This is a genomic window from uncultured Pluralibacter sp., assembly GCF_913775985.1.
Classification (GTDB): Bacteria; Pseudomonadota; Gammaproteobacteria; order Enterobacterales; family Enterobacteriaceae; genus Pluralibacter.
Genome location: NZ_CAJYMB010000012.1, coordinates 25,427 through 47,017 on the forward strand (window position 1 = coordinate 25,427; position 21,591 = coordinate 47,017).

19 protein-coding genes and 2 tRNA genes are annotated in these 21,591 nt (G+C 59.1%); 9 read left to right on the forward strand and 12 right to left on the reverse strand.

The genetic code is table 11. From position 1 onward, the window contains the following. Positions 1-50: 50 nt before the first annotated feature. The 7 genes from hflX to nnr all read right to left on the reverse strand — a co-directional run bounded on the left by hflX (position 51) and on the right by nnr (position 7,989). Positions 51-1,331 (reverse strand): ribosome rescue GTPase HflX, encoded by a 1,281-nt coding sequence (gene hflX / locus QZ766_RS01550; RefSeq protein ID WP_297196518.1) that lies wholly within the window; start codon positions 1,329-1,331, stop codon positions 51-53. A 77-nt stretch (positions 1,332-1,408) separates the two neighbouring features. Continuing rightward, on the reverse strand, positions 1,409-1,714 hold the full coding sequence (hfq, locus tag QZ766_RS01555; RefSeq protein ID WP_297196520.1) for an RNA chaperone Hfq: 306 nt from the start codon (positions 1,712-1,714) through the stop codon (positions 1,409-1,411). A gap of 125 nt (positions 1,715-1,839) precedes the next feature. Beyond that, positions 1,840-2,790 carry a tRNA (adenosine(37)-N6)-dimethylallyltransferase MiaA gene (gene miaA, locus QZ766_RS01560; RefSeq protein WP_297196522.1) on the reverse strand — a complete coding sequence of 317 codons (951 nt, stop codon included), beginning with the start codon at positions 2,788-2,790 and terminating at the stop codon, positions 1,840-1,842. Next, complete coding sequence (mutL, locus tag QZ766_RS01565; RefSeq protein WP_297196524.1) at positions 2,783-4,651, reverse strand: DNA mismatch repair endonuclease MutL; 1,869 nt, start codon at positions 4,649-4,651, stop codon at positions 2,783-2,785. Before mutL ends, miaA begins: the two co-directional genes overlap by 8 nt. A gap of 10 nt (positions 4,652-4,661) precedes the next feature. Further along, a complete protein-coding gene (amiB, locus tag QZ766_RS01570) occupies positions 4,662-5,993 on the reverse strand; it encodes an N-acetylmuramoyl-L-alanine amidase AmiB (protein WP_297196526.1) in 1,332 nt (443 codons plus the stop codon). Positions 5,994-6,008: 15 nt separating this feature from the next. After that, positions 6,009-6,470 (reverse strand): tRNA (adenosine(37)-N6)-threonylcarbamoyltransferase complex ATPase subunit type 1 TsaE, encoded by a 462-nt coding sequence (gene tsaE / locus QZ766_RS01575; RefSeq protein WP_297196528.1) that lies wholly within the window; start codon positions 6,468-6,470, stop codon positions 6,009-6,011. Beyond that, positions 6,463-7,989: a bifunctional ADP-dependent NAD(P)H-hydrate dehydratase/NAD(P)H-hydrate epimerase gene (gene nnr / locus QZ766_RS01580; RefSeq protein WP_297196530.1), complete on the reverse strand. Its 1,527-nt coding sequence runs from the start codon at positions 7,987-7,989 to the stop codon at positions 6,463-6,465. Before nnr ends, tsaE begins: the two co-directional genes overlap by 8 nt. Here nnr and queG point away from each other — a divergent pair. After that, positions 7,988-9,127: a tRNA epoxyqueuosine(34) reductase QueG gene (gene queG, locus QZ766_RS01585; protein ID WP_297196532.1), complete on the forward strand. Its 1,140-nt coding sequence runs from the start codon at positions 7,988-7,990 to the stop codon at positions 9,125-9,127. The genes nnr and queG overlap by 2 nt on opposite strands. Positions 9,128-9,398: 271 nt before the next feature. On the opposite strand, the gene QZ766_RS01590 is transcribed toward queG, so the two are convergent. From QZ766_RS01590 to orn, 3 genes are all read right to left on the reverse strand, one after another. Further along, positions 9,399-9,474 (reverse strand) — tRNA-Gly (locus tag QZ766_RS01590). Positions 9,475-9,501: 27 nt separating this feature from the next. Further along, positions 9,502-9,577, reverse strand: a tRNA-Gly gene (locus QZ766_RS01595). Positions 9,578-9,759: 182 nt separating this feature from the next. Beyond that, complete coding sequence (gene orn / locus QZ766_RS01600) at positions 9,760-10,305, reverse strand: oligoribonuclease (RefSeq protein ID WP_297196534.1); 546 nt, start codon at positions 10,303-10,305, stop codon at positions 9,760-9,762. A gap of 108 nt (positions 10,306-10,413) precedes the next feature. Here orn and rsgA point away from each other — a divergent pair, with 108 nt between their 5' ends. The 3 genes from rsgA to mscM all read left to right on the forward strand — a co-directional run bounded on the left by rsgA (position 10,414) and on the right by mscM (position 15,842). Further along, positions 10,414-11,466, forward strand: a complete 1,053-nt coding sequence (gene rsgA / locus QZ766_RS01605) for a small ribosomal subunit biogenesis GTPase RsgA (RefSeq protein ID WP_297196536.1) — start codon at positions 10,414-10,416, stop codon at positions 11,464-11,466. A 90-nt stretch (positions 11,467-11,556) separates the two neighbouring features. Continuing rightward, positions 11,557-12,510: an archaetidylserine decarboxylase gene (gene asd / locus QZ766_RS01610; RefSeq protein ID WP_297196538.1), complete on the forward strand. Its 954-nt coding sequence runs from the start codon at positions 11,557-11,559 to the stop codon at positions 12,508-12,510. A gap of 17 nt (positions 12,511-12,527) precedes the next feature. Further along, entirely contained in the window at positions 12,528-15,842 is a 3,315-nt protein-coding gene (gene mscM / locus QZ766_RS01615) for a miniconductance mechanosensitive channel MscM (RefSeq protein WP_297196540.1), read from the forward strand. Between the two features lie 64 nt (positions 15,843-15,906). Here the strand turns inward: mscM and epmA are convergent, their stop codons facing one another. Continuing rightward, entirely contained in the window at positions 15,907-16,884 is a 978-nt protein-coding gene (gene epmA / locus QZ766_RS01620; RefSeq protein WP_297196542.1) for an elongation factor P--(R)-beta-lysine ligase, read from the reverse strand. A gap of 305 nt (positions 16,885-17,189) precedes the next feature. On the opposite strand from epmA, the gene frdA reads away from it, so the two are divergent. From frdA to blc, 5 genes are all read left to right on the forward strand, one after another. Then, complete coding sequence (gene frdA / locus QZ766_RS01625) at positions 17,190-18,980, forward strand: fumarate reductase (quinol) flavoprotein subunit (RefSeq protein ID WP_297196544.1); 1,791 nt, start codon at positions 17,190-17,192, stop codon at positions 18,978-18,980. Next, positions 18,973-19,707: a fumarate reductase iron-sulfur protein gene (gene frdB / locus QZ766_RS01630; protein WP_297196546.1), complete on the forward strand. Its 735-nt coding sequence runs from the start codon at positions 18,973-18,975 to the stop codon at positions 19,705-19,707. Before frdA ends, frdB begins: the two co-directional genes overlap by 8 nt. Positions 19,708-19,717: 10 nt before the next feature. Then, positions 19,718-20,113, forward strand: a complete 396-nt coding sequence (gene frdC, locus QZ766_RS01635) for a fumarate reductase subunit FrdC (RefSeq protein ID WP_297196548.1) — start codon at positions 19,718-19,720, stop codon at positions 20,111-20,113. A 10-nt stretch (positions 20,114-20,123) separates the two neighbouring features. Further along, positions 20,124-20,483: a fumarate reductase subunit FrdD gene (frdD, locus tag QZ766_RS01640; RefSeq protein WP_297196550.1), complete on the forward strand. Its 360-nt coding sequence runs from the start codon at positions 20,124-20,126 to the stop codon at positions 20,481-20,483. 110 nt (positions 20,484-20,593) lie between these two features. Next, positions 20,594-21,133: an outer membrane lipoprotein Blc gene (gene blc / locus QZ766_RS01645; protein WP_297196552.1), complete on the forward strand. Its 540-nt coding sequence runs from the start codon at positions 20,594-20,596 to the stop codon at positions 21,131-21,133. Here blc and sugE read toward each other — a convergent pair. Further along, the gene (gene sugE, locus QZ766_RS01650) at positions 21,130-21,447 is read right to left on the reverse strand and encodes a quaternary ammonium compound efflux SMR transporter SugE (protein ID WP_297196554.1); all 318 of its coding nucleotides are present in this window, start codon (positions 21,445-21,447) and stop codon (positions 21,130-21,132) included. The genes blc and sugE overlap by 4 nt on opposite strands. Between the last annotated feature and the right edge of the window lie 144 nt (positions 21,448-21,591).

Genomic DNA, 21,591 nt, shown 5'->3' on the forward strand with positions numbered 1-21,591 from the left:
TAGTTTTGGGTGCCCCAAACGAGGCTAATATCTTCAGGCAAGCTGCGCGCTCAAACTAAATAGTCGTTGAGTGCGGGTTCTTGTTTACAAAGACGACGCCAGTCCACCATCGGCATTCGAACCTCAAGGCCAACGCTGCCGTCATCTTCCATCCACTCTTTTTCTATCGCCTGAAGCTGATAAAAACGGCTGCGTAAACGCCCTTCCTGCGGCGGCAGGCGCAGCGTGTGCTGCGCAACCTCGCCGGAAAGACGTTCCGTTAATGCCTGAAAAAGCAGAGGTATTCCGGCTCCGGTCTGCGCTGAGAGCCAGACCCGAATCGGTTTATTTTCTTCATCTCTGTCAATGCGCGGCTCGAAATCTTCCAGCACATCGACCTTATTCATCACCAGCAGCGTCGGGATCTCGATGGCGTCAATTTCATCAAGGACGATGTTAACCGCGTCAATATTTTCCTGTACCCGGACATCTGCGGCGTCAATAACGTGCAGGAGCAGCGTTGCCTGACGCGTCTCTTGCAGCGTAGCTTTAAACGCAGCCACCAGATCGTGCGGCAGATGGCGAATAAAACCTACCGTATCGGCCAGCACGGTTTCGCCCACGTCGGCGACGTCAATGCGGCGCAGCGTCGGATCCAGCGTGGCGAACAGCTGGTCGGCAGCATAAACCTGCGCTTCAGTGATTTGGTTAAATAGCGTGGATTTCCCGGCGTTGGTGTAGCCCACCAGCGACACGGTGGGAATATCGGCTTTCATGCGCGAGCGGCGGCCCTGCTCGCGCTGCTTCTCTACCTTTTCCAGACGGGAGAGGATCTGCATAATGCGGTTACGCAGCAGGCGGCGGTCGGTTTCGAGCTGGGTTTCACCCGGCCCGCGTAAGCCAATCCCGCCCTTCTGCCTTTCAAGGTGGGTCCATCCGCGGACCAGACGCGTGGCCAGATGGCGCAACTGCGCCAGCTCAACCTGCAGTTTACCCTCGTGGGTGCGTGCACGCTGGGCGAAAATATCTAAAATAAGCCCCGTACGGTCGATAACCCGACATTCACAGAGGTGCTCAAGGTTACGTTCCTGAGCCGGGCTGAGCGCGTGATCAAATAAAACGACGGAGGCGCCTGTCGCTTTAACTGCTTCGGCAATTTCGACAGCCTTACCTTCACCAACAAAATATTTTGGGTGCGGTGCTTTACGGCTACCGGTAATCACCTGCATTGCTTCGACACCGGCGGAAGAGACCAGAGATTCAAACTCCTGGAGATCTTCCATATCTTTGTCTTGCGAAAAATAGATGTGTACCAGCACCGCCTGCTCACCGGCATCATAACGGTCAAACAAGCGTAAACCCTCACAAAAAGTCAGCGGGGAACCGAACTAGCTGGCTCCCCGTTATAAGAAACAAACTGCTAACAACCTTATTCGGTGTCTTCGCTGTCTTGCGCCGCCGGCGCAGACTGGGCGTTACTGCCGTGATGATAGTTGCCAGCGCCACCGGTCGCATTATTGCTGTGATGAGAAACCGGGCGAGACGGCACAACTGTTGAAATAGCGTGCTTATAGACCATCTGGCTAACCGTATTTTTCAGCAGGATCACGAACTGATCGAAAGATTCAATTTGCCCTTGCAGCTTAATACCATTCACCAAATAAATAGAAACCGGAACGCGTTCCCGACGCAGTGCGTTCAGAAACGGATCTTGTAAAGATTGCCCCTTAGCCATTTTCTCTTTTCCTTATATGCTTGTTTTACCCACGGTTTAAGGGAGTAACCCTGTGACCTTCAGGCTTGTACTTAGAACCTTACGGTTCTGAAAAATTGCGCACGATACGGTCTAATTTTACACATTCAGCTAAGCCCCGCATCAACAACCTTTAACACTTCATTCAATGACCGCTCTGGTTGTTCACTCTCTAACCAGCTTACGTCATCCCAGCCGCGTAACCAGGTCATTTGCCGCTTGGCAAGCTGTCTCGTGGCGCAAATACCTCGATAAACCATTTCATCATAAGAAATTTCGCCGTCTAAATATGACCACATCTGGCGATATCCCACACAACGAATGGAAGGCATATCCTTATGCAAATCTCCGCGGGCAAAAAGCGCCCGTACTTCTGCTTCAAAACCTGAAGCCAACATCTGGTGAAAACGCTGTTCAATACGCTGATGGAGCAGTTCACGGCTCGCCGGGGCGATAGCGAACTGATGCACCCTGTACGGCAAAGCATCGCCTGACGTTTGCGTTAGCTCCGTTAAAGTTTTACCCGAAATGAAAAAAACTTCCAGTGCCCGGGAAAGTCTTTGCGGATCATTCGGATGAATACGCTGCGCGGCAACCGGATCTATCTCCTGAAGTTGCTGATGCAAAACGCCCCATCCCTGCTCTGCCGCCTGCTGCTCTATTTGCGCTCTTATTGCGGGATCCGCTGATGGCAGCGGCGAAAGTCCCTCAAGGAGCGCTTTGAAATAGAGCATGGTTCCACCCACCAGCAGCGGAATACGCCCCGCCGCAACGATATCCGCCATCTCGGCCAGCGCATCGCGGCGAAAATCCGCGGCGGAATACGCCTGCGCCGGATCGAGAATATCCAAAAGCCGGTGCGGCGCGCTGGCAAGCTCCTGCGCATCTGGCTTGGCGGTACCGACATCCATCCCCTGATAAATAAGGGCTGAATCAACGCTAATCAACTCTACGGGTAAAACTTTGCACAGCTCAATGGCCAGCGCCGTTTTCCCTGAGGCCGTAGGGCCCATTAAAAATATTGCCTTAGGCAGGCTTGCCGGTGTCACATCATTCATCTTTTAGAGCGTTCATCGCCGCAGCGAGATCTACAGGTTGCAATAAACCACCCGGCGGCGCTTTGACCAGCTGCGGGCACAGACGCTCAACGTCAGCGAGCATGGCGATGGCCTGCGCCATATTCCACTGCGCGTGGTCGCTCGCGAGGTGACGCGCGAGCCACTGTGCGATAGTGCCGGCATCGTAGCTTGCCTGATGCGCCAGGTAGCCTATCAGTTCAGGAATCAAGTTTTGTAAATTTTGTTGCCGCAAGGGTAAAGGCACCGCTCTGACGGTCACATGTTGCGCTTCCGAGTGGATTTCAATGCCCAGCAGGCTCATTTGCGGTAGGGCTTTTTCCAGCGCCCGCTGCTCGTCGGCGGAAATTTTAAGCCGCAGCGGGATCAGTAGCGGCTGGGCGCAGATCTCCGTTATTTCGGGAGAAAGCTGCGCCTGCCGTAGCCAGCGCTCGGCTACCGGCAGCGCCAGTAAATTGAGGATACCGCCGCGCTCAAGCAGAGCGTATTCGCTGCCAATAATCGTCAGCACGCGCCCGAAGCTGCTACCGTGGCCGTCCAGCGCCTCCGGCGCGGGAGCCTGCGGTTTTCGGGCCTCCGGCGTTTCAGGCGTTTGCAGCAGTTTTTTATACAGCGCGCCCTGCTGCTTTTGATAGCCTGGCTGGGCGTTCGGCCAGCCCGCGCCTTGGCCGGCGGTACCGGCAGCACCTGAGCCCGCGCGGGATGATTCGTAGCGCGGCGCGGCCGGTTCGCGGGCCGCTGAAGGCTCGGCGAAGTGGTTGCGCCCCGCCGCGGCGCGGTTTTCCGGCAGCGACGGCGGGGCGGGCGTATTGTTCTCTTTTATTAGCGGCAGTGAAGATTCAAGCTGCGCGCTCAGCACGCTGGCGACGCCCTGATAAATAAAGTCATGAACCAGACGCGACTGGTGAAAGCGCACCTCGTGCTTGGCGGGATGCACGTTCACGTCAACCTGGTGCGGATCGATAGTTAAAAAAAGCACGAACGCCGGCTGCTCGCCCGCGCCGAGCTTTTCCTCGCACGCCTGACGAATCGCGTGGCCAATAAGCCGATCGCGCATCATCCGCCCATTAACGTAGCTGTACTGCACCTCCGCCAGCTGCGCCGTGGCGTAGCGCGGATCGACCACCCAACCCTGCAGAGCCAGATCGCCGTGCTGCCACTCAATCGCCAGCGCATGCTCAACAAACGGCACACCGCAAATCGCTCCCAGGCGGCGCTCGCGCGGTCCGCCAGCCGCGACGGCGCGATACTGGCGCACCATTTTCCCGTTGTGGCTGAGGTTTATGGTGACGTCAAAGCGCGCCAGCGCAATGCGGCGAATGACTTCGTCGATATGGGTAAATTCGGTTTTCTCGGTGCGCATAAACTTGCGCCGTGCCGGCGTATTGTAAAACAGGTCCAGCACTTCGAGGGTGGTTCCCACAGGATGCGCTGCCGGTTTCACGGTGACAGCCATATCGCGGCCTTCCGCGTAGGCCTGCCAGGCTTCCTGCTGGCTTTCGGTGCGGGACGTCAGCGTCAGGCGGGAGACGGAACTGATACTTGCCAGCGCCTCGCCGCGAAACCCAAGGCTGATAATCGCCTCAAGATCGTCGAGCGTGGCAATCTTGCTGGTGGCGTGACGGGTCAGCGCCAGCGCCAGCTCGTCTTTGCCAATGCCGCAGCCGTTGTCGCGAATGCGGATAAGCTTGGCGCCCCCGCGCTCAATATCAATATCGATGCGGGTCGCCCCGGCATCGATACTGTTCTCAACCAGCTCTTTCACCACCGAGGCAGGACGCTCTACCACTTCACCTGCGGCAATCTGGTTTGCAAGCTGGGGCGGCAAAACCTGAATCGGCATGAAATACTCCTTATTGGCTGAAAACTCCGCCCGCGCTGGCGGTCTGTGCGGCTGCGCCTCGCGGGCCGGACTGCAGAGGATTACGTGAAAAATAAGAACGCAGGCCGCCGTATATGGCGTCGGCTATCTCCTGCTGATAGCTATCACTGGCGAGAAGCCGCTCTTCACTGCCGTTACTGATAAAGCCCGTTTCAACCAGGATCGACGGAATATCCGGCGAGCGCAGCACGCCCAGGCTGGCATGTTCCGGGCGGCGCTTGTGAATATTGCCCACGCGACCCAGCTGCCTGAGAACGTCAACCGCCACATCATACCCGACCCGCTGGGAATGACCGAACTGTAAATCCAGCACCGCCTGGCTCAGATAAGGATCGGACTGGCTGTTCGCCAGCACGTCACCGGCGCCGCCGAGCAGCTCGGACTGCTTCTCGTGCTGCTCAAGCCACCCGGCCATTTCGCTGTTGGCGCGCCGGTTGGAGAGTACCCACACCGAGGCGCCGGTGGCATCGCGGTTCGGCGCGGCGTCGGCGTGAATCGACACCAGAAAGTTGGCGTTTTGCTTACGCGCCACGTCCGATCGCCCCATTACTGAAATAAAATAGTCGCCGTTACGGGTAAGAACCGGCTTAAACATCGGATCGGCATTCAGTAGCGCCTGCAGCTTGCGGGCGATAGCGATAGTGACATTCTTTTCTTTGGTGCCGCCCGCGCCAATAGCGCCGGGATCCTGACCGCCGTGGCCGGCATCAATGGCAACAATCACCTGGCCATTCCCGGCGCTGGCCGGGCGCGGGCGCGCGGCAGGGCGAGTAACGGGATTGCTGTTGATGACGCCGGTGATGCGATCGTTTTGCGCCCGAAACGGATTTTTGGCGGGCTGCGACGGCCGGGCGGCGGCTACGGGAACCTCTGCCTGGCGGGTCACAACCGGCTGCGGCGGTGGAGGCGGCGGCGGTTCGTCTGCGTCAATCGTGAACACCACTTTACAGGCGGCACCGCTGCACTGCTTAACGGCGCGGGTTTTTCCGTTGGCCGTGAGATCGACCACCAGCCGCAGCGTCTGGGCATCTTTCGGCGTACCCGCGCGGATAGCCCGCACCAGATTGTTACCGCTAAAATTGAGCGGCAGCCCCTGAATAACCCCGGTTTGCTTGATGTCGAGCGCCACGCTGCGCCTGCCTTCCTGGCTAAAGGCATATTCAGGATCGCCCATAAAGCTGAAAGTGATGCGGGCCTGCTTATCGCCGTTAGAAACCTGAATGTCGGACAAACTTGCCGCCATCGCCTGCAGTCCGAACAGCATTAAACAGGCAGCCAACATACATTTAGCGCGACAAATCATCCTCGATCCCTCTGATTATCCGGCAAATCTCGCCAGTAAAGATTCACCTCGCGGTGAGAGCGCCGCAACGCGCGCTTCTCGCCCCCGATCCTGGTAAGTCATATGTATTTCAATGTCCGGCGCCGGCAGCACGCCTTCACCCTGCTGCGGCCATTCGACGAGGCAGATAGCTTCGTCGGTGAAATAGTCCCGAATGCCCATAAACTCCAGCTCTTCCGGATCCGCAAGGCGGTATAAATCGAAGTGGTATACCGTCAGGTTTTCGAGCGCGTAGGGCTCTACCAGGGTATAGGTCGGGCTTTTAACGTTGCCCTGATGGCCAAGCGCCTGCAGAAAGCCGCGGCTGAACGTCGTTTTTCCGGCGCCCAGATCGCCATACAGATAAATCACAGTTGCGCCAGTGCAGGCCTGCGCAAGGTGCTTGCCCAGGTCCAGGGTTGCCTGCTCATCAGGCAGAATAATCGCTCGATTAGTCATGGTTCAGGTCAGTTACATCCGGGTTAACAACACGCCTGAGCGTGGAAAAGAGATCGCTTGCCAGCATACCGCGCGTTCCGCTGCGGGCCGCCAGAATATCTGCGGCCGCGCCGTGCGCCACGCAGCCGGCGCAGGCTGCATCATACGGGTTCAGATGCTGGCCTGGCAATGCGCCGATGATCCCCGACAGCACATCGCCCATACCGCCGCTGGCCATGCCGGCATTTCCGGCATCGACAATCGCCAGCTGGCCCTCTTCGTTGGCGATCACCGTGCCCGCGCCTTTCAGTACCACCACGCCGCCGTAACGTTTTACCAGATCCCGGGCCGCCTGCAGGCGATCGCGCTCAATATCGGCAACCGTGCAGTTCAGCAGGCGGGCCGCTTCGCCGGGATGCGGGGTAATAATTCGATGCGGACAGCGGTGGGGATCGGCCGCCAGCAGATTGAGCGCGTCCGCGTCCCACAGCATCGGACCAGTGAAGTTTTCTACTTTACGCAGCGCCTGCTTGCCCCACACCTGCTGTCCGAGGCCGGGACCAATCACCACGGTATCCGCCCATGCCAGCGCCTTATCCAGCGCCTCGCTGGTCAGCTCCTGCACCATCAGCTCCGGCCTGGCGGTTATCAGCGGCGCAATATTTTCGGCCCGGGTCAGCACCCTCACCAGCCCGGCCCCGGCCCGCAGCGCCGCTTCGCCGGTCATTCGGATAGCGCCTGCGGTGCCGCTGTCACCGCCGATAACCACCAGCTTGCCGTGGTCGCCTTTGTTTGACGTTGGCCGCCGCGGCCTGAACCACCGCGCCAGCTGGCCGGCATCCAGCCGGATCATCGTGACCGGCTGGCCTTCAAGCCAGCTATCCAATCCCAGCGCGTGATAGTGAAGCTTGCCGACAACGTCGCGCGCCTTGCCGGTCAGCAGACCCGGCTTGAGGGCGATAAAGGTGACAGTATCGGCAGCGTTAATTACGCAGCCGGGGGTCGCGCCAGTGTCCGCCAGCAGGCCAGAGGGAATATCCAGCGCCACTTTCGCCACCGGATGGAGGTTTGACCGGTCAATCAGGTCAGCCACATCGGGGCGCGGCGCGCTCTTGAGGCCGGTACCGAGCAGCGCGTCAACAATCAGATCGCCCTCTGCTGGCCAGGGCGCGTCAGGGCTGTGAACAGTGCCGCCGGCGCTGAGCCAGGCCTCCCGCGCCTGTGCCGCTTCATCCGGGAGAGGCTTGTCGCTCTCTGTGGCAACCAGCATTACCGCAATGCCTTCAGCCTGCGCCAGCCGCGCCACCACGTAGCCGTCACCACCGTTGTTGCCGTGCCCGCAGAGAATAATCCAGCATCGTGCGGCGGAATGGCGCTCCCGAATAACCCGGAAGGCAGCCTCTCCGGCGCGCTGCATCAGTTCGTACAGGGTAATGCCCAGCGCGTCTGCCGCCTCTTTTTCGCCGCGCCGCAGGTCATCTGCAGACCAGATTGCCTGTGGTATACTGCCGCGGTTTTTCGTCATTGTATGGTCCGTCATGTCACAGCCCCTCGATCTCAATCAGTTAGCGCAGGAAATTAAACAGTGGGGCACCGAGCTGGGCTTCCAGCAGGTAGGCATTGCCGATACCGATCTCAGCGCGTCGGAGCCTAAGCTGCAGGCGTGGCTGGATAAGCAGTACCATGGCGAAATGGCGTGGATGGCGCGCCACGGCATGATGCGCGCGCGCGCCCACGAGCTGCTGCCCGGCACGCTGCGCGTTATCAGCGTGCGGATGAACTATCTTCCCGCCAGCGCGGCCTTTGCCAGCACCTTAAAAAATCCCAGCCTCGGCTACGTTAGCCGCTATGCGCTGGGGCGCGATTACCACAAGCTGCTGCGTAACCGACTCAAAAAGCTGGGGGAAAAGATCCAGGCCCGGTGCGGCTCGCTCAATTTTAGACCCTTTGTTGACTCCGCGCCCATCCTCGAGCGCCCAATTGCGGAAAAAGCGGGCCTGGGATGGACAGGTAAGCACTCACTTATCTTAAGCCGCGACGCGGGTTCCTTTTTCTTCCTCGGCGAACTGCTGATCGATCTTCCCCTGCCGGTAGATGCGCCACAGGAGGAGCACTGCGGCCGCTGCGTGGCCTGCATGACCATCTGCCCTACCGGCGCTATCGTCGAGCCGTACACGGTGGACGCCCGCCGCTGCATCTCCTATCTCACCATCGAGCTGGAAGGCGCTATCCCGGAAGAGTTTCGCCCGCTGATCGGTAACCGGATCTACGGCTGTGACGACTGCCAGCTGATTTGTCCCTGGAACCGCTATTCGCAGCTGACGGACGAAGAGGACTTTAGCCCGCGCCGGGCACTGCACCAGCCGCCGCTAATTGAGCTGTTTGCCTGGAGCGAAGCATACTTCCTGAAAGTCACCGAAGGCTCCGCCATCCGCCGCATTGGCCACTTGCGCTGGCTGCGTAATATTGCCGTTGCGCTGGGTAATGCGCCGTGGCAGCCGGAAAATTTAACCGCGCTGGAAAGCCGTAAAGGTGAGCACCCACTTCTTGATGAGCACATCAACTGGGCCATTGCGCAACAAATCGAACGACGAAATAAAGGGACTATTGAGGTGCAACTGCCGCAGAAGCAGCGTCTGGTGCGGGTGATTGAAAAAGGGCTGGCGCGGGATGCCTGAACTATTCACAGCTTGTGAATAAAAATAAAAATACATTGCAATTCAAGGTGCAGAATTTCGTCAAGCGATAAAGCTAACAGTTTGAAATAAAATTTAATTACATAAAAACAAGTAGTTATAAATATTTCATTAATAAGTCTGTGTTTTTGCTAGCGTGCGCTATCGACATGAGGCTGTGGATAAGTCTGTTCACAAGAGTGTGTAACGTATGTAACAAATAGCCTCAGTGGCGCATTTCCGCTGTGGATGCTGTGGAAGAGAAGTGAAAATTTGGAGCGGGAAACGAGACTCGAACTCGCGACCCCGACCTTGGCAAGGTCGTGCTCTACCAACTGAGCTATTCCCGCATTGGTGATGGTACTGTCTACAAATTTTGGAGCGGGAAACGAGACTCGAACTCGCGACCCCGACCTTGGCAAGGTCGTGCTCTACCAACTGAGCTATTCCCGCATTAAATTTTGCAGCGTAACGAAGAAGATTTCGTGTCGTTACGGGAGGCGCATTATACGAGAATTCGACACTGCTGCAACCCCCTGCCCGGCGTTTTTTTTTGTTTTTGATTCAAGTGCCGATTTATTCGGCACTTTGGCCATTTTTACGTCTAAGCCGCCTGGAAACCGGGCTACGGGCAGTTACAGATTAATAAAATGTTCGCGGTAGTAGGCCAGTTCCGCCACCGATTCGCGGATATCGTCCATCGCCTGGTGAGTGCCTTTTTTCTTAAAGCCGGCAAGAATTTCGGGTTTCCAGCGGCGGGCCAGCTCTTTTAATGTGCTGACGTCGAGGTAGCGGTAGTGGAAGTAGGCTTCCAGTTCCGGCATATACTTGAACAGGAAGCGGCGATCCTGGCCTATGCTGTTGCCGCAGATGGGGGATTTCCCCGCCGGAACCCACTGCTTTAAGAATTCGAGGGTGGCAAGTTCAGCCTCGCGATCGCCGATCTGGCTTGCCTTAACGCGATCCACAAGCCCGCTGCCGGTATGGGTGCGCACGTTCCAGTCGTCCATCAGCGCCAGCTGCGCGTCAGACTGGTGCACCGCGATAGTCGGCCCTTCCGCGAGGATATTCAGATTGGCATCGGTCACCAGCGTCGCTATCTCAATAATGCGATCCTGCTCGGGATCGAGCCCGGTCATTTCAAGATCGATCCAAATGAGGTTGTTTTCATTTGCACTCATGCTATTTTCCACCCTTCTTGCGTAACTCGCCGCAGCGGGTTAACTGGTATTATTAGTCTGTGTATCATAGAGGTTTTGCCCGCTACGGGCGACCAGGAGCCACTCCGATTGAGTAAAAATAAACTCTCCAAAGGTCAACAGCGCCGCGTTAGCGCCAATCATCAGCGCCGTCTCAAAACCACCGCGGAGAAACCCGATTTCGACGACAACCTGTTTGGCGAGCCGACGGAAGGCATCGTTATCAGCCGCTTTGGCATGCATGCGGACGTTGAAGCCGCCGACGGCAGCGTGCACCGCTGCAACATCCGCCGCACTATTCGCTCGCTGGTCACCGGCGATCGCATCGTCTGGCGTCCGGGAAAAGCCGCCGCTGAAGGCGTTAATGTGAAAGGGATTGTCGAGGCCGTTCACGAGCGCACCTCGGTGCTGACCCGCCCGGACTTTTATGACGGCGTAAAGCCGATTGCCGCCAATATCGACCAGATCGTGGTGGTTTCTGCCATTCTGCCGGAGCTGTCGCTCAATATTATCGACCGCTATCTGGTGGCCTGCGAAGTGCTCGACGTCGAGCCGCTGATCGTGCTGAACAAGATAGACTTGCTCGACGCCCAAAGCATGCGCGTTGTGAACGCGCAGATGGATATTTATCGCAACATTGGCTATCGGGTGCTGATGGTGTCAAGCCACGCTCAGGACGGTCTGAAGCCGCTTGAAGAAGCGCTAACCGGGCGCATCAGCATCTTTGCCGGCCAGTCCGGCGTCGGCAAGTCGAGCCTGCTCAACACGCTGCTCGGCCTGCAAAAAGAGATCCTCACCAACGACGTCTCCGATAACTCCGGCCTGGGTCAGCACACCACCACTGCCGCCCGCCTCTATCACTTCCCGCAGGGCGGCGACGTGATCGACTCCCCAGGCGTGCGCGAATTTGGCCTCTGGCACCTGGATCCGGAACAAATCTTTAGCGGATTTGTCGAATTTCACGACTATGCGGGTGCCTGCAAATACCGCGACTGCAAGCACGATACCGATCCGGGATGCGCCATTCGCGAAGCGGTGGAAAAAGGCGAAATTGCCCGCAGCCGTTTCGACAATTACCACCGCATACTGGAAAGCATGTCACAGGTAAAAACGCGTAAAGGCTTTTCAGAAACCGATAACTGACAATTAAGCTTAGCGCCGATAAAATCAGCCCCGTTTACGCAGGGGCTCAGTTAGGGCCAGCATTAGAAATAACATAGCCTGGAGGCTACCTTGTTAAATTCATTTAAACTTTCGCTTCAATATCTTCTGCCAAAACTGTGGCTTACGCGCCTGGCTGGCTGGGGCGCAAGCAAGCGTGCAGGCTGGCTCACCAAACTGGTGATTGACCTGTTCGTAAAGTATTACAAGGTGAATATGAAAGAGGCGCAGAAGCCGGATACGGCCAGCTACCGCACCTTTAATGAATTCTTCGTGCGTCCGCTGCGCGACGACGTTCGCCCGCTGAATACCGATCCGAGCGTGCTGGTGATGCCCGCAGACGGCGTTATCAGCCAGCTTGGCAACATTGAAGACGACAAAATTCTGCAGGCGAAAGGCCACAACTACAGCCTGGAAGCGCTGCTGGCGGGCAACTACCTGATGGCGGATCTGTTCCGCAACGGCAGCTTCGCCACCACTTACCTGTCGCCGCGCGATTACCACCGCGTTCACATGCCGTGCAACGGCATCCTGCGCGAAATGATCTACGTGCCGGGCGACCTGTTCTCCGTTAATCACCTGACCGCCCAGAACGTGCCAAATCTGTTCGCGCGCAACGAGCGCGTTATCTGCCTGTTCGATACAGAATTTGGCCCGATGGCGCAGATTCTGGTGGGTGCGACCATTGTCGGCAGCATTGAAACCGTCTGGTCCGGCACCGTCACGCCACCTCGCGAGGGCATCATCAAGCGCTGGACCTGGCCTGACGGCGAGAGCGAAGGTGCGGTTGCGCTGCTGAAGGGCCAGGAGATGGGCCGCTTTAAGCTCGGCTCTACCGTTATCAACCTGTTTGCGCCGGGTAAAGTGAAGCTGGCCGAAACGCTGAGCAGCCTGTCCGCCACCCGCATTGGCGAACCGCTGGCAGTTTCTACCGAAACGCAGGACGCGCCGGAAGCGGCGCCTGCAGCCCTGGCCGATGAAGTCATTGACGCGCTGCGGGCCGATACGCCGCAAGATAACGCTTAACAGAAAGGACCGCTGAAGTGCGCCTGATTATCACTTTTCTGATGGCCTGGTGCCTCAGCCTGGGGGCGCACGCAGCCAGCGCCCCCGACGCCAAACAGATAGCCCACGAGCTGGAGCAGGCGAAAGCCGCCAAGCCCGCGCAGCCTGATACCGTTGAGACGCTGCAAACGGCGCTCAACGCGCTTGAGGAGCGTAAAGGCTCCCTCGAGCGCGCCCAGCAGTACCAGCAGGTTATCGACAACTTTCCCAAATACTCCCAAACGCTGCGCAGCCAGCTCGCCAGCCTCAGCGACGAGCCGCGCCCGATCCCAACTGCCCTCACCACCGATGCGCTGAATCAGGAGATCCTGCAGGTCAGCAGCCAGCTGCTGGAAAAAAGCCGCCTGGCCCAGCAGGAGCAGGAGCGCGCCCGGGATATCGCCGACTCCCTGAGCCAGCTGCCCCAGCAGCAAACCGACGCCCGCCGCCAGCTGAATGAGGTTGAACGCCGCCTCGGCTCGGCCACCGGCAATAACGCCCAGGCGCAGAATCTCGGCCTGCAGGCCGAGTCAGCCCGGCTTAAAGCGCAGGTGGACGAGCTGGAGCTGGCCCAGCTGTCAGCCAACAATCGCCAGGAGCTGGCAAGAATGCGCTCCGAGCTGGCGCAAAAGCAGAGCGAACAGCTGGATACTTACTTGCAGGGCCTGCGCAACCAGCTCAACAGCCAGCGCCAGCGCGAAGCGGAAAAAGCGCTGGAGAGCACCGAACAGCTGGCGGAAAACAGCGATAACCTGCCCGCCGGCATCGTGAAGCAATTCTCCGTCAACCGCGAGCTTTCTCAGGCGCTGAACCAGCAGGCCCAGCGCATGGATTTGGTGGCCTCCCAACAGCGGCAGGCTACCGGCCAGACGCTGCAGGTGCGCCAGGCGCTGAATACCCTGCGCGAGCAGTCCCAGTGGCTGGGCTCCTCTAATCTGCTCGGCGAGGCGCTGCGCGCCCAGGTGGCGCGACTGCCGGAAATGCCGAAGCCGCAGCAGCTGGACACCGAGATGGCGCAGCTGCGCGTTCATCGCCTGCGCTATGAAGATCTTCTGAATAAGCAGTCGCAGCTGCGGGAAAGCCACCAGAATAACGGCCAGCCGCTTACCGCCGAGGAGTCACGCATTCTCGACGCCCAGCTGCGCACCCAGCGCGAGCTGCTCACCTCCCTGCTGCAGGGCGGCGATACGCTGATCCTGGAGCTGACCAAGCTTAAAGTGGCCAACGGCCAGCTGGAAGACGCGCTAAAAGAGATCAACGAAGCCACCCACCGCTACCTGTTCTGGACCTCGGACGTCAGCCCGATGGGTCTGAGCTGGCCGCTGGAGATCGTGCAGGATCTGCGCCGCCTGATCTCCCTCAACACCTTCAGCCAGTTGGGCAAAGCGTCCATCATGATGCTGACCAGCAAAGAGACGCTGATCCCGCTGTTTGCCGCGCTGGTGCTGGTGGCCTTCAGCATCAGCTCCCGCAAGCACTTTACCCGCTTTCTGGAGCGCTCCAGCAGCCGCGTCGGCAAAGTGACTCAGGACCACTTCTGGCTCACGATGCGCACCGTGTTCTGGTCAATTCTGGTAGCTTCTCCGCTGCCGGTACTGTGGATGACGCTCGGCTACGGGCTGCAGGCGGCCTGGCCCTACCCGCTGGCGGTGGCTATCGGCGACGGTGTGACAGCCACGGTACCGCTGCTGTGGGTAGTAATGATCTGCGCCACCTTAGCCCGCCAGAACGGTCTGTTCATCGCCCATTTCGGCTGGCCGCGCAACCGGGTGGCGCGCGCGATGCGTTACTATTTAATGAGCATCGGGCTGATTGTGCCGCTGATCATGGCACTGATCATGTTCGATAACCTCAACGACCGGGAGTTCTCCGCCTCGCTCGGGCGCCTGTGCTTTGTGCTTATCTGCGGGGCGCTGGCGATTGTCACGCTCAGCCTCAAGCGCGCGGGGCTTCCGCTGTATCTCGACAGAGAAGGCAGCGGCGACAACATGGTCAACAGCCTGCTGTGGAACTTGCTGATGGGCGCGCCGCTGGTAGCGATTCTGGCCGCCGCGGTGGGCTACCTTGCCACCGCTCAGGCGCTGCTGGCCCGCCTGGAAACGTCTGTGGCTATCTGGTTCCTGCTGCTGGTTATCTATCACGTTATTCGCCGCTGGATGTTCATTCAGCGCCGCCGCATCGCGTTTGACCGCGCCCGCCACCGCCGGGCGGAGATGCTGGCCCAGCGCGCCCGCGGCGAAGATGAATCGCAGCACGCATCGAGCGTTGAAGGACTGCCGGAAGTAGACATTACTGAAGTGGATCTCGACAGCCTCAGCGCGCAGTCCCTGCGGCTGGTGCGCTCGATCCTGATGCTGATCGCCCTGGTGTCGGTTATCGTGCTGTGGTCGGAAATCCATTCGGCGTTCAGCTTCCTGGAAAACATCTCCCTGTGGGATGCCACCTCAACCATACAGGGCGTTGAAAGCCTGGAGCCGATTACCCTTGGCGCGGTGCTGATTGCTATCCTGGTATTTATCATCACGCTCCAGCTGGTGCGCAACCTTCCCGCCCTGCTGGAGCTGGCGGTGCTGCAGCATCTTAGTCTGGCACCGGGCACCGGCTACGCCATCACCACGATTACCAAATATATGCTGATGCTGCTCGGCGGAATGGTCGGCTTCTCAATGATCGGTATTGAGTGGGCCAAGCTCCAGTGGCTGGTGGCCGCTCTCGGCGTGGGGTTAGGCTTCGGCCTGCAGGAGATTTTCGCTAACTTTATCTCCGGCCTGATGATCCTGTTTGAAAAGCCGATCCGCATCGGCGATACCGTGACCATTCGCGACCTGACCGGCAGCGTCACCCGCATCAACACCCGGGCCACCACCATCAGCGACTGGGACCGCAAAGAGATAATCGTTCCGAATAAAGCCTTTATCACCGAGCAGTTTATTAACTGGTCGCTGTCGGATGCAGTCACCCGCGTGGTGTTAACTGTACCCGCGCCGACGGAAGCCAGCACCGAGGAGGTCACGCGGATCTTAATTACCGCCGCGGAGCGCTGCACCTACGTGATAGAGAACCCGCCGCCGGAGGCATTTCTGGTGGATCTGCAGCAGGGTATCCAGCTTTTCGAGCTGCGCATCTACGCGGCAGAAATGGGGCACCGGATGCCGCTGCGCCACGAGCTGCACCAGCTGATCCTGGCGGGCTTCCGCGAGCACGGCATCGAAATGCCGTTCCCGCCGTTCCAGATGCGGCTGGAAAGCCTGAACGGGAAACCGACAGGGAAAACGTTGTCGTCGTCGGGAAGGCGTCCGGCGGGGAGCCTGTAAAAGGCTCTGCCTGAGCGGTTAAAGAAGGGAATCTGACGGCCCGCCTGCAACGGCGGGCTTTTTATTACGCCCGGTCTACCGGGAAGGCCAGCACCTCGGCGAGGCTTTCCGCGCCCAGCGCCAGCATCACCACGCGATCCACCCCCAGCGCAACGCCGGAGCAATCGGGCAGGCCGGACTCCAGGGCCGCCAGCAGATTGACGTCGATCGGCTGCTGCGGCAGACCGCGGGCCGCGCGCTTGCGGTTGTCCTGCTCGAAGCGCTGCTGCTGCTCCCGGGCGTCGGTCAGCTCGTGGAAGCCGTTCGCCAGCTCGATACCTTTGAAATAGACCTCGAAGCGCTCCGCCACCCGGTGGTCTTCGGTGCTGATCTGCGCCAGCGACGCCTGCGAAGCGGGGAAGTGGTAAATAAAGGTCGGCTTGTCTTTACCAATCTGCGGCTCCACGCCGAAGGTAAACAGCAGCTGCAGCAGCGTGTCGCGATCCTCTTCGGTATCCGCCACGTTGCTTAAATCCAGTTTTGCCGCCGCGTCGCGCAGCTGGGTTTTGTCCGCAGAGAGCGGATCAATTTCCAGATAGCGCTGGAACGCCTGCTGATAGGAAAGGCTTTCGGCCGGCTGGCACTCCAGCACCTGCTGCAGCAGATCGTCCACCTCGTTCATCAGGCGGTACATATCGTAGCAGGGGCGATACCACTCCAGCATGGTGAATTCGGGGTTGTGATGGCGCCCCATCTCTTCATTACGGAAGCTGCGACACAGCTGGTATACCGGACCGCAGCCCGCCGCCAGCAGGCGCTTCATGTGGTATTCCGGGCTGGTCATCAGATACAGGTTAATCCCCTGCGCGTGACCCGGGCCGACGAAGCGCGTTTCGAAAGGCACCATATGAATGTCGGTGACGGTTGCCTGACTCATGCAGGGCGTTTCCACTTCCAGCACGCCGCGGTCGGCAAAAAAGCGGCGGATCTCCGCCATGATGGCCGCGCGTTTTAACAGATTTGGAATGGACGCGCTCGGCTGCCAGTTTGCCGTTTCGCTCATGTGATTCTCCCGGATTCAAAACAAGGGCACGAAGTCTACTCGCAAGCCCCGCGTGAAACAAATTTTGGGCGGCAAAAGATGCGCATCGCCGTGAAAAGTGCGTTCCGTGACGCAGTTCATCAAATCGGATGATTTGTACGTGTGCAGATCTGCAAAAAAATCGAACGCGTCAAATTTCCATTTACTCCTTATGGATATACTTCTATACCCGTTAAGGATGTGTGGAAATGCTTCCTCAGGTGCAAGCGCGGCGAGGTTAATCGAGCGTAGTCCGTTGAGGAAATCTTTTATTCTGGAGGAATGTCGTGCAAACCTTTCATGCCGATCTTGTTGTTATCGGCGCTGGCGGTGCCGGATTACGAGCGGCTATCGCCGCGGCCCAGGCCAATCCCAACGCTAAAATCGCCCTCATCTCTAAAGTCTATCCCATGCGCAGCCACACCGTTGCCGCCGAAGGCGGTTCAGCGGCGGTCGCGCAGGATCATGATAGCTTCGAGTATCATTTTCACGACACCGTTGCCGGCGGCGACTGGCTTTGCGAGCAGGACGTCGTAGACTACTTTGTTCACCACTGCCCCACCGAAATGACCCAGCTTGAGCTCTGGGGCTGCCCGTGGAGTCGCCGCCCGGACGGTTCCGTTAACGTGCGCCGCTTCGGCGGCATGAAAATCGAGCGCACCTGGTTCGCCGCCGACAAAACCGGCTTCCACATGCTGCACACCCTTTTCCAGACGTCGCTCCAGTTCCCGCAGATCCAGCGCTTCGACGAGCATTTCGTGCTCGATATTCTGGTCGACGACGGCCAGGCGCGCGGTCTGGTCGCCATGAATATGATGGAAGGCACGCTGATGCAGATCCGTGCCGGCGCAGTGGTAATGGCGACCGGCGGCGCGGGCCGCGTCTATCGCTATAACACCAACGGCGGCATCGTGACCGGCGACGGCATGGGCATGGCGCTGCGTCACGGCGTGCCGCTGCGCGATATGGAGTTCGTCCAGTACCATCCCACCGGCCTGCCGGGTTCCGGGATCCTGATGACCGAAGGCTGCCGCGGCGAAGGCGGTATCCTGGTGAATAAGAACGGCTACCGCTACCTGCAGGACTACGGCATGGGTCCGGAAACGCCGCTGGGCGAGCCGAAAAACAAATATATGGAGCTCGGCCCGCGCGACAAAGTATCCCAGGCTTTCTGGCACGAGTGGCGTAAGGGCAATACCATTTCCACGCCGCGCGGTGACGTGGTGTATCTCGACCTGCGCCACCTCGGCGAGAAAAAGCTGCTGGAGCGCCTGCCGTTTATCTGCGAGCTGGCGAAAGCCTACGTTGGCGTCGATCCGGTGAAAGACCCGATCCCGGTGCGCCCGACCGCGCACTACACCATGGGCGGAATTGAAACCGACCAGCGCTGCGAAACCCGCATCAAAGGACTGTTTGCGGTGGGCGAATGCTCCTCCGTTGGCCTGCACGGCGCAAACCGCCTCGGCTCCAACTCGCTGGCGGAGCTGGTCGTGTTTGGCCGCATGGCGGGCGAACAGGCTATTGAGCGCGCGTCCACCGCGGGCGAAGCCAACGGCGCCGCGCTCGACGCGCAGGTTGCCGACGTTGAGAAGCGCCTGAAAGCGCTGGTTAACCAGGACGGCAACGAAAACTGGGCGAAGATCCGCGATGAAATGGGCCTCTCCATGGAGGAAGGCTGCGGCATCTACCGCACGCCGGAGCTGATGCAGAAAACCATCGACAAGCTGGCAGAGCTGCAGGAGCGCTTCAAGCGGGTACGCATCACCGACACCACCAGCGTGTTCAACACCGATCTTCTCTACACCATCGAGCTGGGCCACGGTCTGAACGTGGCCGAATGTATGGCCCACTCGGCGATGGCGCGCAAAGAGTCGCGCGGCGCCCACCAGCGCCTGGACGAAGGCTGCACCGAGCGCGACGACGTCAACTTCCTCAAGCATACGCTGGCCTTCCGCGACGCGGACGGCACCACCCGCCTGGACTACAGCGACGTGAAGATAACCACCCTGCCGCCCGCCAAACGCGTCTACGGTGCGGAAGCGGAAGCCGCCGACAAGAAGGAGACGGCAAATGGCTGAGATGAAGAACCTGAAAATCGAGATTGTCCGCTATAACCCGGAAGCGGACAGCGCCCCGCACAGCGCCTTCTACGAGGTACCGTACGACGAGCAGACCTCGCTGCTCGACGCGCTCGGTTACATCAAAGATAACCTTGCCCCGGATCTCAGCTACCGCTGGTCGTGCCGGATGGCCATCTGCGGCTCCTGCGGCATGATGGTCAACAGCGTGCCAAAGCTGGCCTGCAAAACCTTCCTGCGCGACTACACCGCCGGCATGAAGGTCGAGGCGCTGGCAAACTTCCCTATCGAGCGCGATCTGGTGGTCGATATGACCCACTTCATTGAGAGCCTGGAGGCAATCAAGCCGTATATCATCGGTAATCCGCGCACGCCGGATCAGGGCACCAATATTCAGACGCCGGCGCAGATGGCGAAGTATCACCAGTTCTCCGGCTGCATCAACTGCGGCCTGTGCTACGCCGCCTGCCCGCAGTTTGGCCTCAACAAGGAGTTTATTGGCCCGGCGGCGATAACCCTGGCGCACCGCTACAACGAGGACAGCCGCGATCGCGGCAAGAAGGAGCGCATGGCGCAGCTGAACAGCAAAAACGGCGTCTGGAGCTGCACTTTCGTCGGCTTCTGCTCGGAAGTGTGTCCGAAGCACGTCGATCCGGCCGCGGCCATCCAGCAGGGCAAAGTAGAGAGCTCGAAAGACTTTCTGATTGCCACCCTGAAACCACGCTAAGGAGTGCATCATGACCACTAAACGCAAGCCCTACGTGCGTCCGATGACGTCCACGTGGTGGAAAAAACTGCCCTTTTATCGCTTTTACATGGTGCGTGAAGGCACCGCGGTGCCCGCCGTATGGTTCAGCATCATCCTGCTGTGCGGGCTTTTCTCGTTAAAACATGGCCCGGAGTCGTGGGCGAATTTCGTCGGATTTTTGCAAAATCCGGTAGTGGTTATCATTAACCTGATTGCCCTGGCGGCAGCGCTGCTGCACACCAAAACCTGGTTCGAACTGGCACCAAAAGCGGCCAACGTCATCGTTAAGGGCGAGAAAATGGGCCCGGAGCCGGTGATCAAAGGGCTGTGGGGAGTGACCATTCTGGTCACCGTTATTATCTTGTTTGTCGCCCTGTTCTGGTAAGGAGACCGCGATGATCGATCCGAATCCGAAACGTTCTGATGAACCGGTATTCTGGGGCCTGTTTGGCGCAGGCGGCATGTGGAGCGCGATTATCGCGCCGGTGATGGTGCTGCTGGTGGGGATCCTCCTGCCGCTGGGCCTTGCGCCGCACGACGCGTTCAGCTACGAGCGGGTACTGGGCTTTGCCCAAAGTTTTATTGGCCGCGCGTTTCTGTTCCTGATGATTGTGCTGCCCCTGTGGTGCGGCCTGCACCGCATCCACCACGCGATGCACGACCTGAAAATCCACGTGCCGAGCGGCAAATGGGTGTTTTACGGTCTGGCCGCCATTCTGACGGTGGTCACGCTTATCGGCGTCATCTTTATCTAAAGCCCGCGCGCCCGGCACTCACCCGCCGGGCGCCTTCTCTTTTTACGCCTGCCTGACGCATTTCTTCCACAAAGTTCTACACTTACAAGAAAACCTTACAAGGAACGAGTATGCGTATTTTTCCCGTTGTCACCGCCGTTACCGCCGTGGCCGCCGCGCTTCTGGTGGTTTCCTGCAGCGCGCCCACGCCGCCGAAAGGCGTCACGGTCGTCACGCCTTTTGATGTTAATCGCTTCCTCGGTACGTGGTATGAAATCGCCCGGCTGGATCACCGGTTTGAAAGAGGGCTGGAGCAGGTTACCGCCACCTACAGCAAGCGCAGCGATGGCAATATTACCGTGGTGAACAAGGGCTACAATATCGATCGCGGGATGTGGCAGGACATTGAAGGGGTAGCTAAATTTACCGGCTCGCCGGACAGGGCCGCGCTGAAAGTGTCGTTTTTTGGCCCGTTCTACGGCGGCTATAACGTGATTGCGCTGGATAAGGAGTATCGCCACGCGCTGATTTGCGGGCCGAACCGCGACTATCTGTGGATCCTGTCGCGCACCCCCACCGTGCCGGCCGAAGTCAGGCAGAACCTGCTGGACGCCGCCGCCCGCCAGGGCTTCGACGTCCGCAAGCTGATTTGGGTCAGGCAGAGCCGCTAGTGGGCGCTGAGCTTCAGGCCGATAATACCGCAGACGATCAGCAGCAGGCTGACGATACGCGCCGGGCTGGCTGATTCCCCCAGAAGAATAATCCCCGTGACCGCCGCGCCGACGGCACCGATTCCGGTCCAGATGGCGTAGGCGGTACCCACCGGCAGCGTTTTCATGGTCCACGACAGCAGCGCCACGCTGGTCACCATCGCCACGACGGTGATGATGCTCGGCGTCAGCCGGGTAAAGCCGTGGGTGTATTTAAGGCCAACGGCCCAGACCACTTCGAGAAGACCTGCAATAACAAGAATTAACCAGGACATAGTGACTCCACGTGGGGTCGTCCCCGATCAATAATAGAAACGCCTGCGGGTCGTCCCGCAAGGTTGTGTGAAGCGTGTATTTTAACCGCTGTCGCGAAGGTTGCAACTCAAGTTACGGCGCAGCCGGGCGGCCGCGCCGCTGAG

Bases quoted from the DNA above. Each gene is read 5' to 3' on its own strand.
- miaA (WP_297196522.1), bottom strand. From the start codon at position 2,790: ATGAATGATGTGACACCGGCAAGCCTGCCTAAGGCAATATTTTTAATG.
- hfq (WP_297196520.1), bottom strand. From the start codon at position 1,714: ATGGCTAAGGGGCAATCTTTACAAGATCCGTTTCTGAACGCACTGCGT.
- mutL (WP_297196524.1), bottom strand. From the start codon at position 4,651: ATGCCGATTCAGGTTTTGCCGCCCCAGCTTGCAAACCAGATTGCCGCA.
- frdD (WP_297196550.1), top strand. From the start codon at position 20,124: ATGATCGATCCGAATCCGAAACGTTCTGATGAACCGGTATTCTGGGGC.
- tsaE (WP_297196528.1), bottom strand. From the start codon at position 6,470: ATGACTAATCGAGCGATTATTCTGCCTGATGAGCAGGCAACCCTGGAC.
- blc (WP_297196552.1), top strand. From the start codon at position 20,594: ATGCGTATTTTTCCCGTTGTCACCGCCGTTACCGCCGTGGCCGCCGCG.
- sugE (WP_297196554.1), bottom strand. From the start codon at position 21,447: ATGTCCTGGTTAATTCTTGTTATTGCAGGTCTTCTCGAAGTGGTCTGG.
- frdB (WP_297196546.1), top strand. From the start codon at position 18,973: ATGGCTGAGATGAAGAACCTGAAAATCGAGATTGTCCGCTATAACCCG.
- frdC (WP_297196548.1), top strand. From the start codon at position 19,718: ATGACCACTAAACGCAAGCCCTACGTGCGTCCGATGACGTCCACGTGG.
- epmA (WP_297196542.1), bottom strand. From the start codon at position 16,884: ATGAGCGAAACGGCAAACTGGCAGCCGAGCGCGTCCATTCCAAATCTG.
- queG (WP_297196532.1), top strand. From the start codon at position 7,988: ATGTCACAGCCCCTCGATCTCAATCAGTTAGCGCAGGAAATTAAACAG.
- orn (WP_297196534.1), bottom strand. From the start codon at position 10,305: ATGAGTGCAAATGAAAACAACCTCATTTGGATCGATCTTGAAATGACC.
- nnr (WP_297196530.1), bottom strand. From the start codon at position 7,989: ATGACGGACCATACAATGACGAAAAACCGCGGCAGTATACCACAGGCA.
- amiB (WP_297196526.1), bottom strand. From the start codon at position 5,993: ATGATTTGTCGCGCTAAATGTATGTTGGCTGCCTGTTTAATGCTGTTC.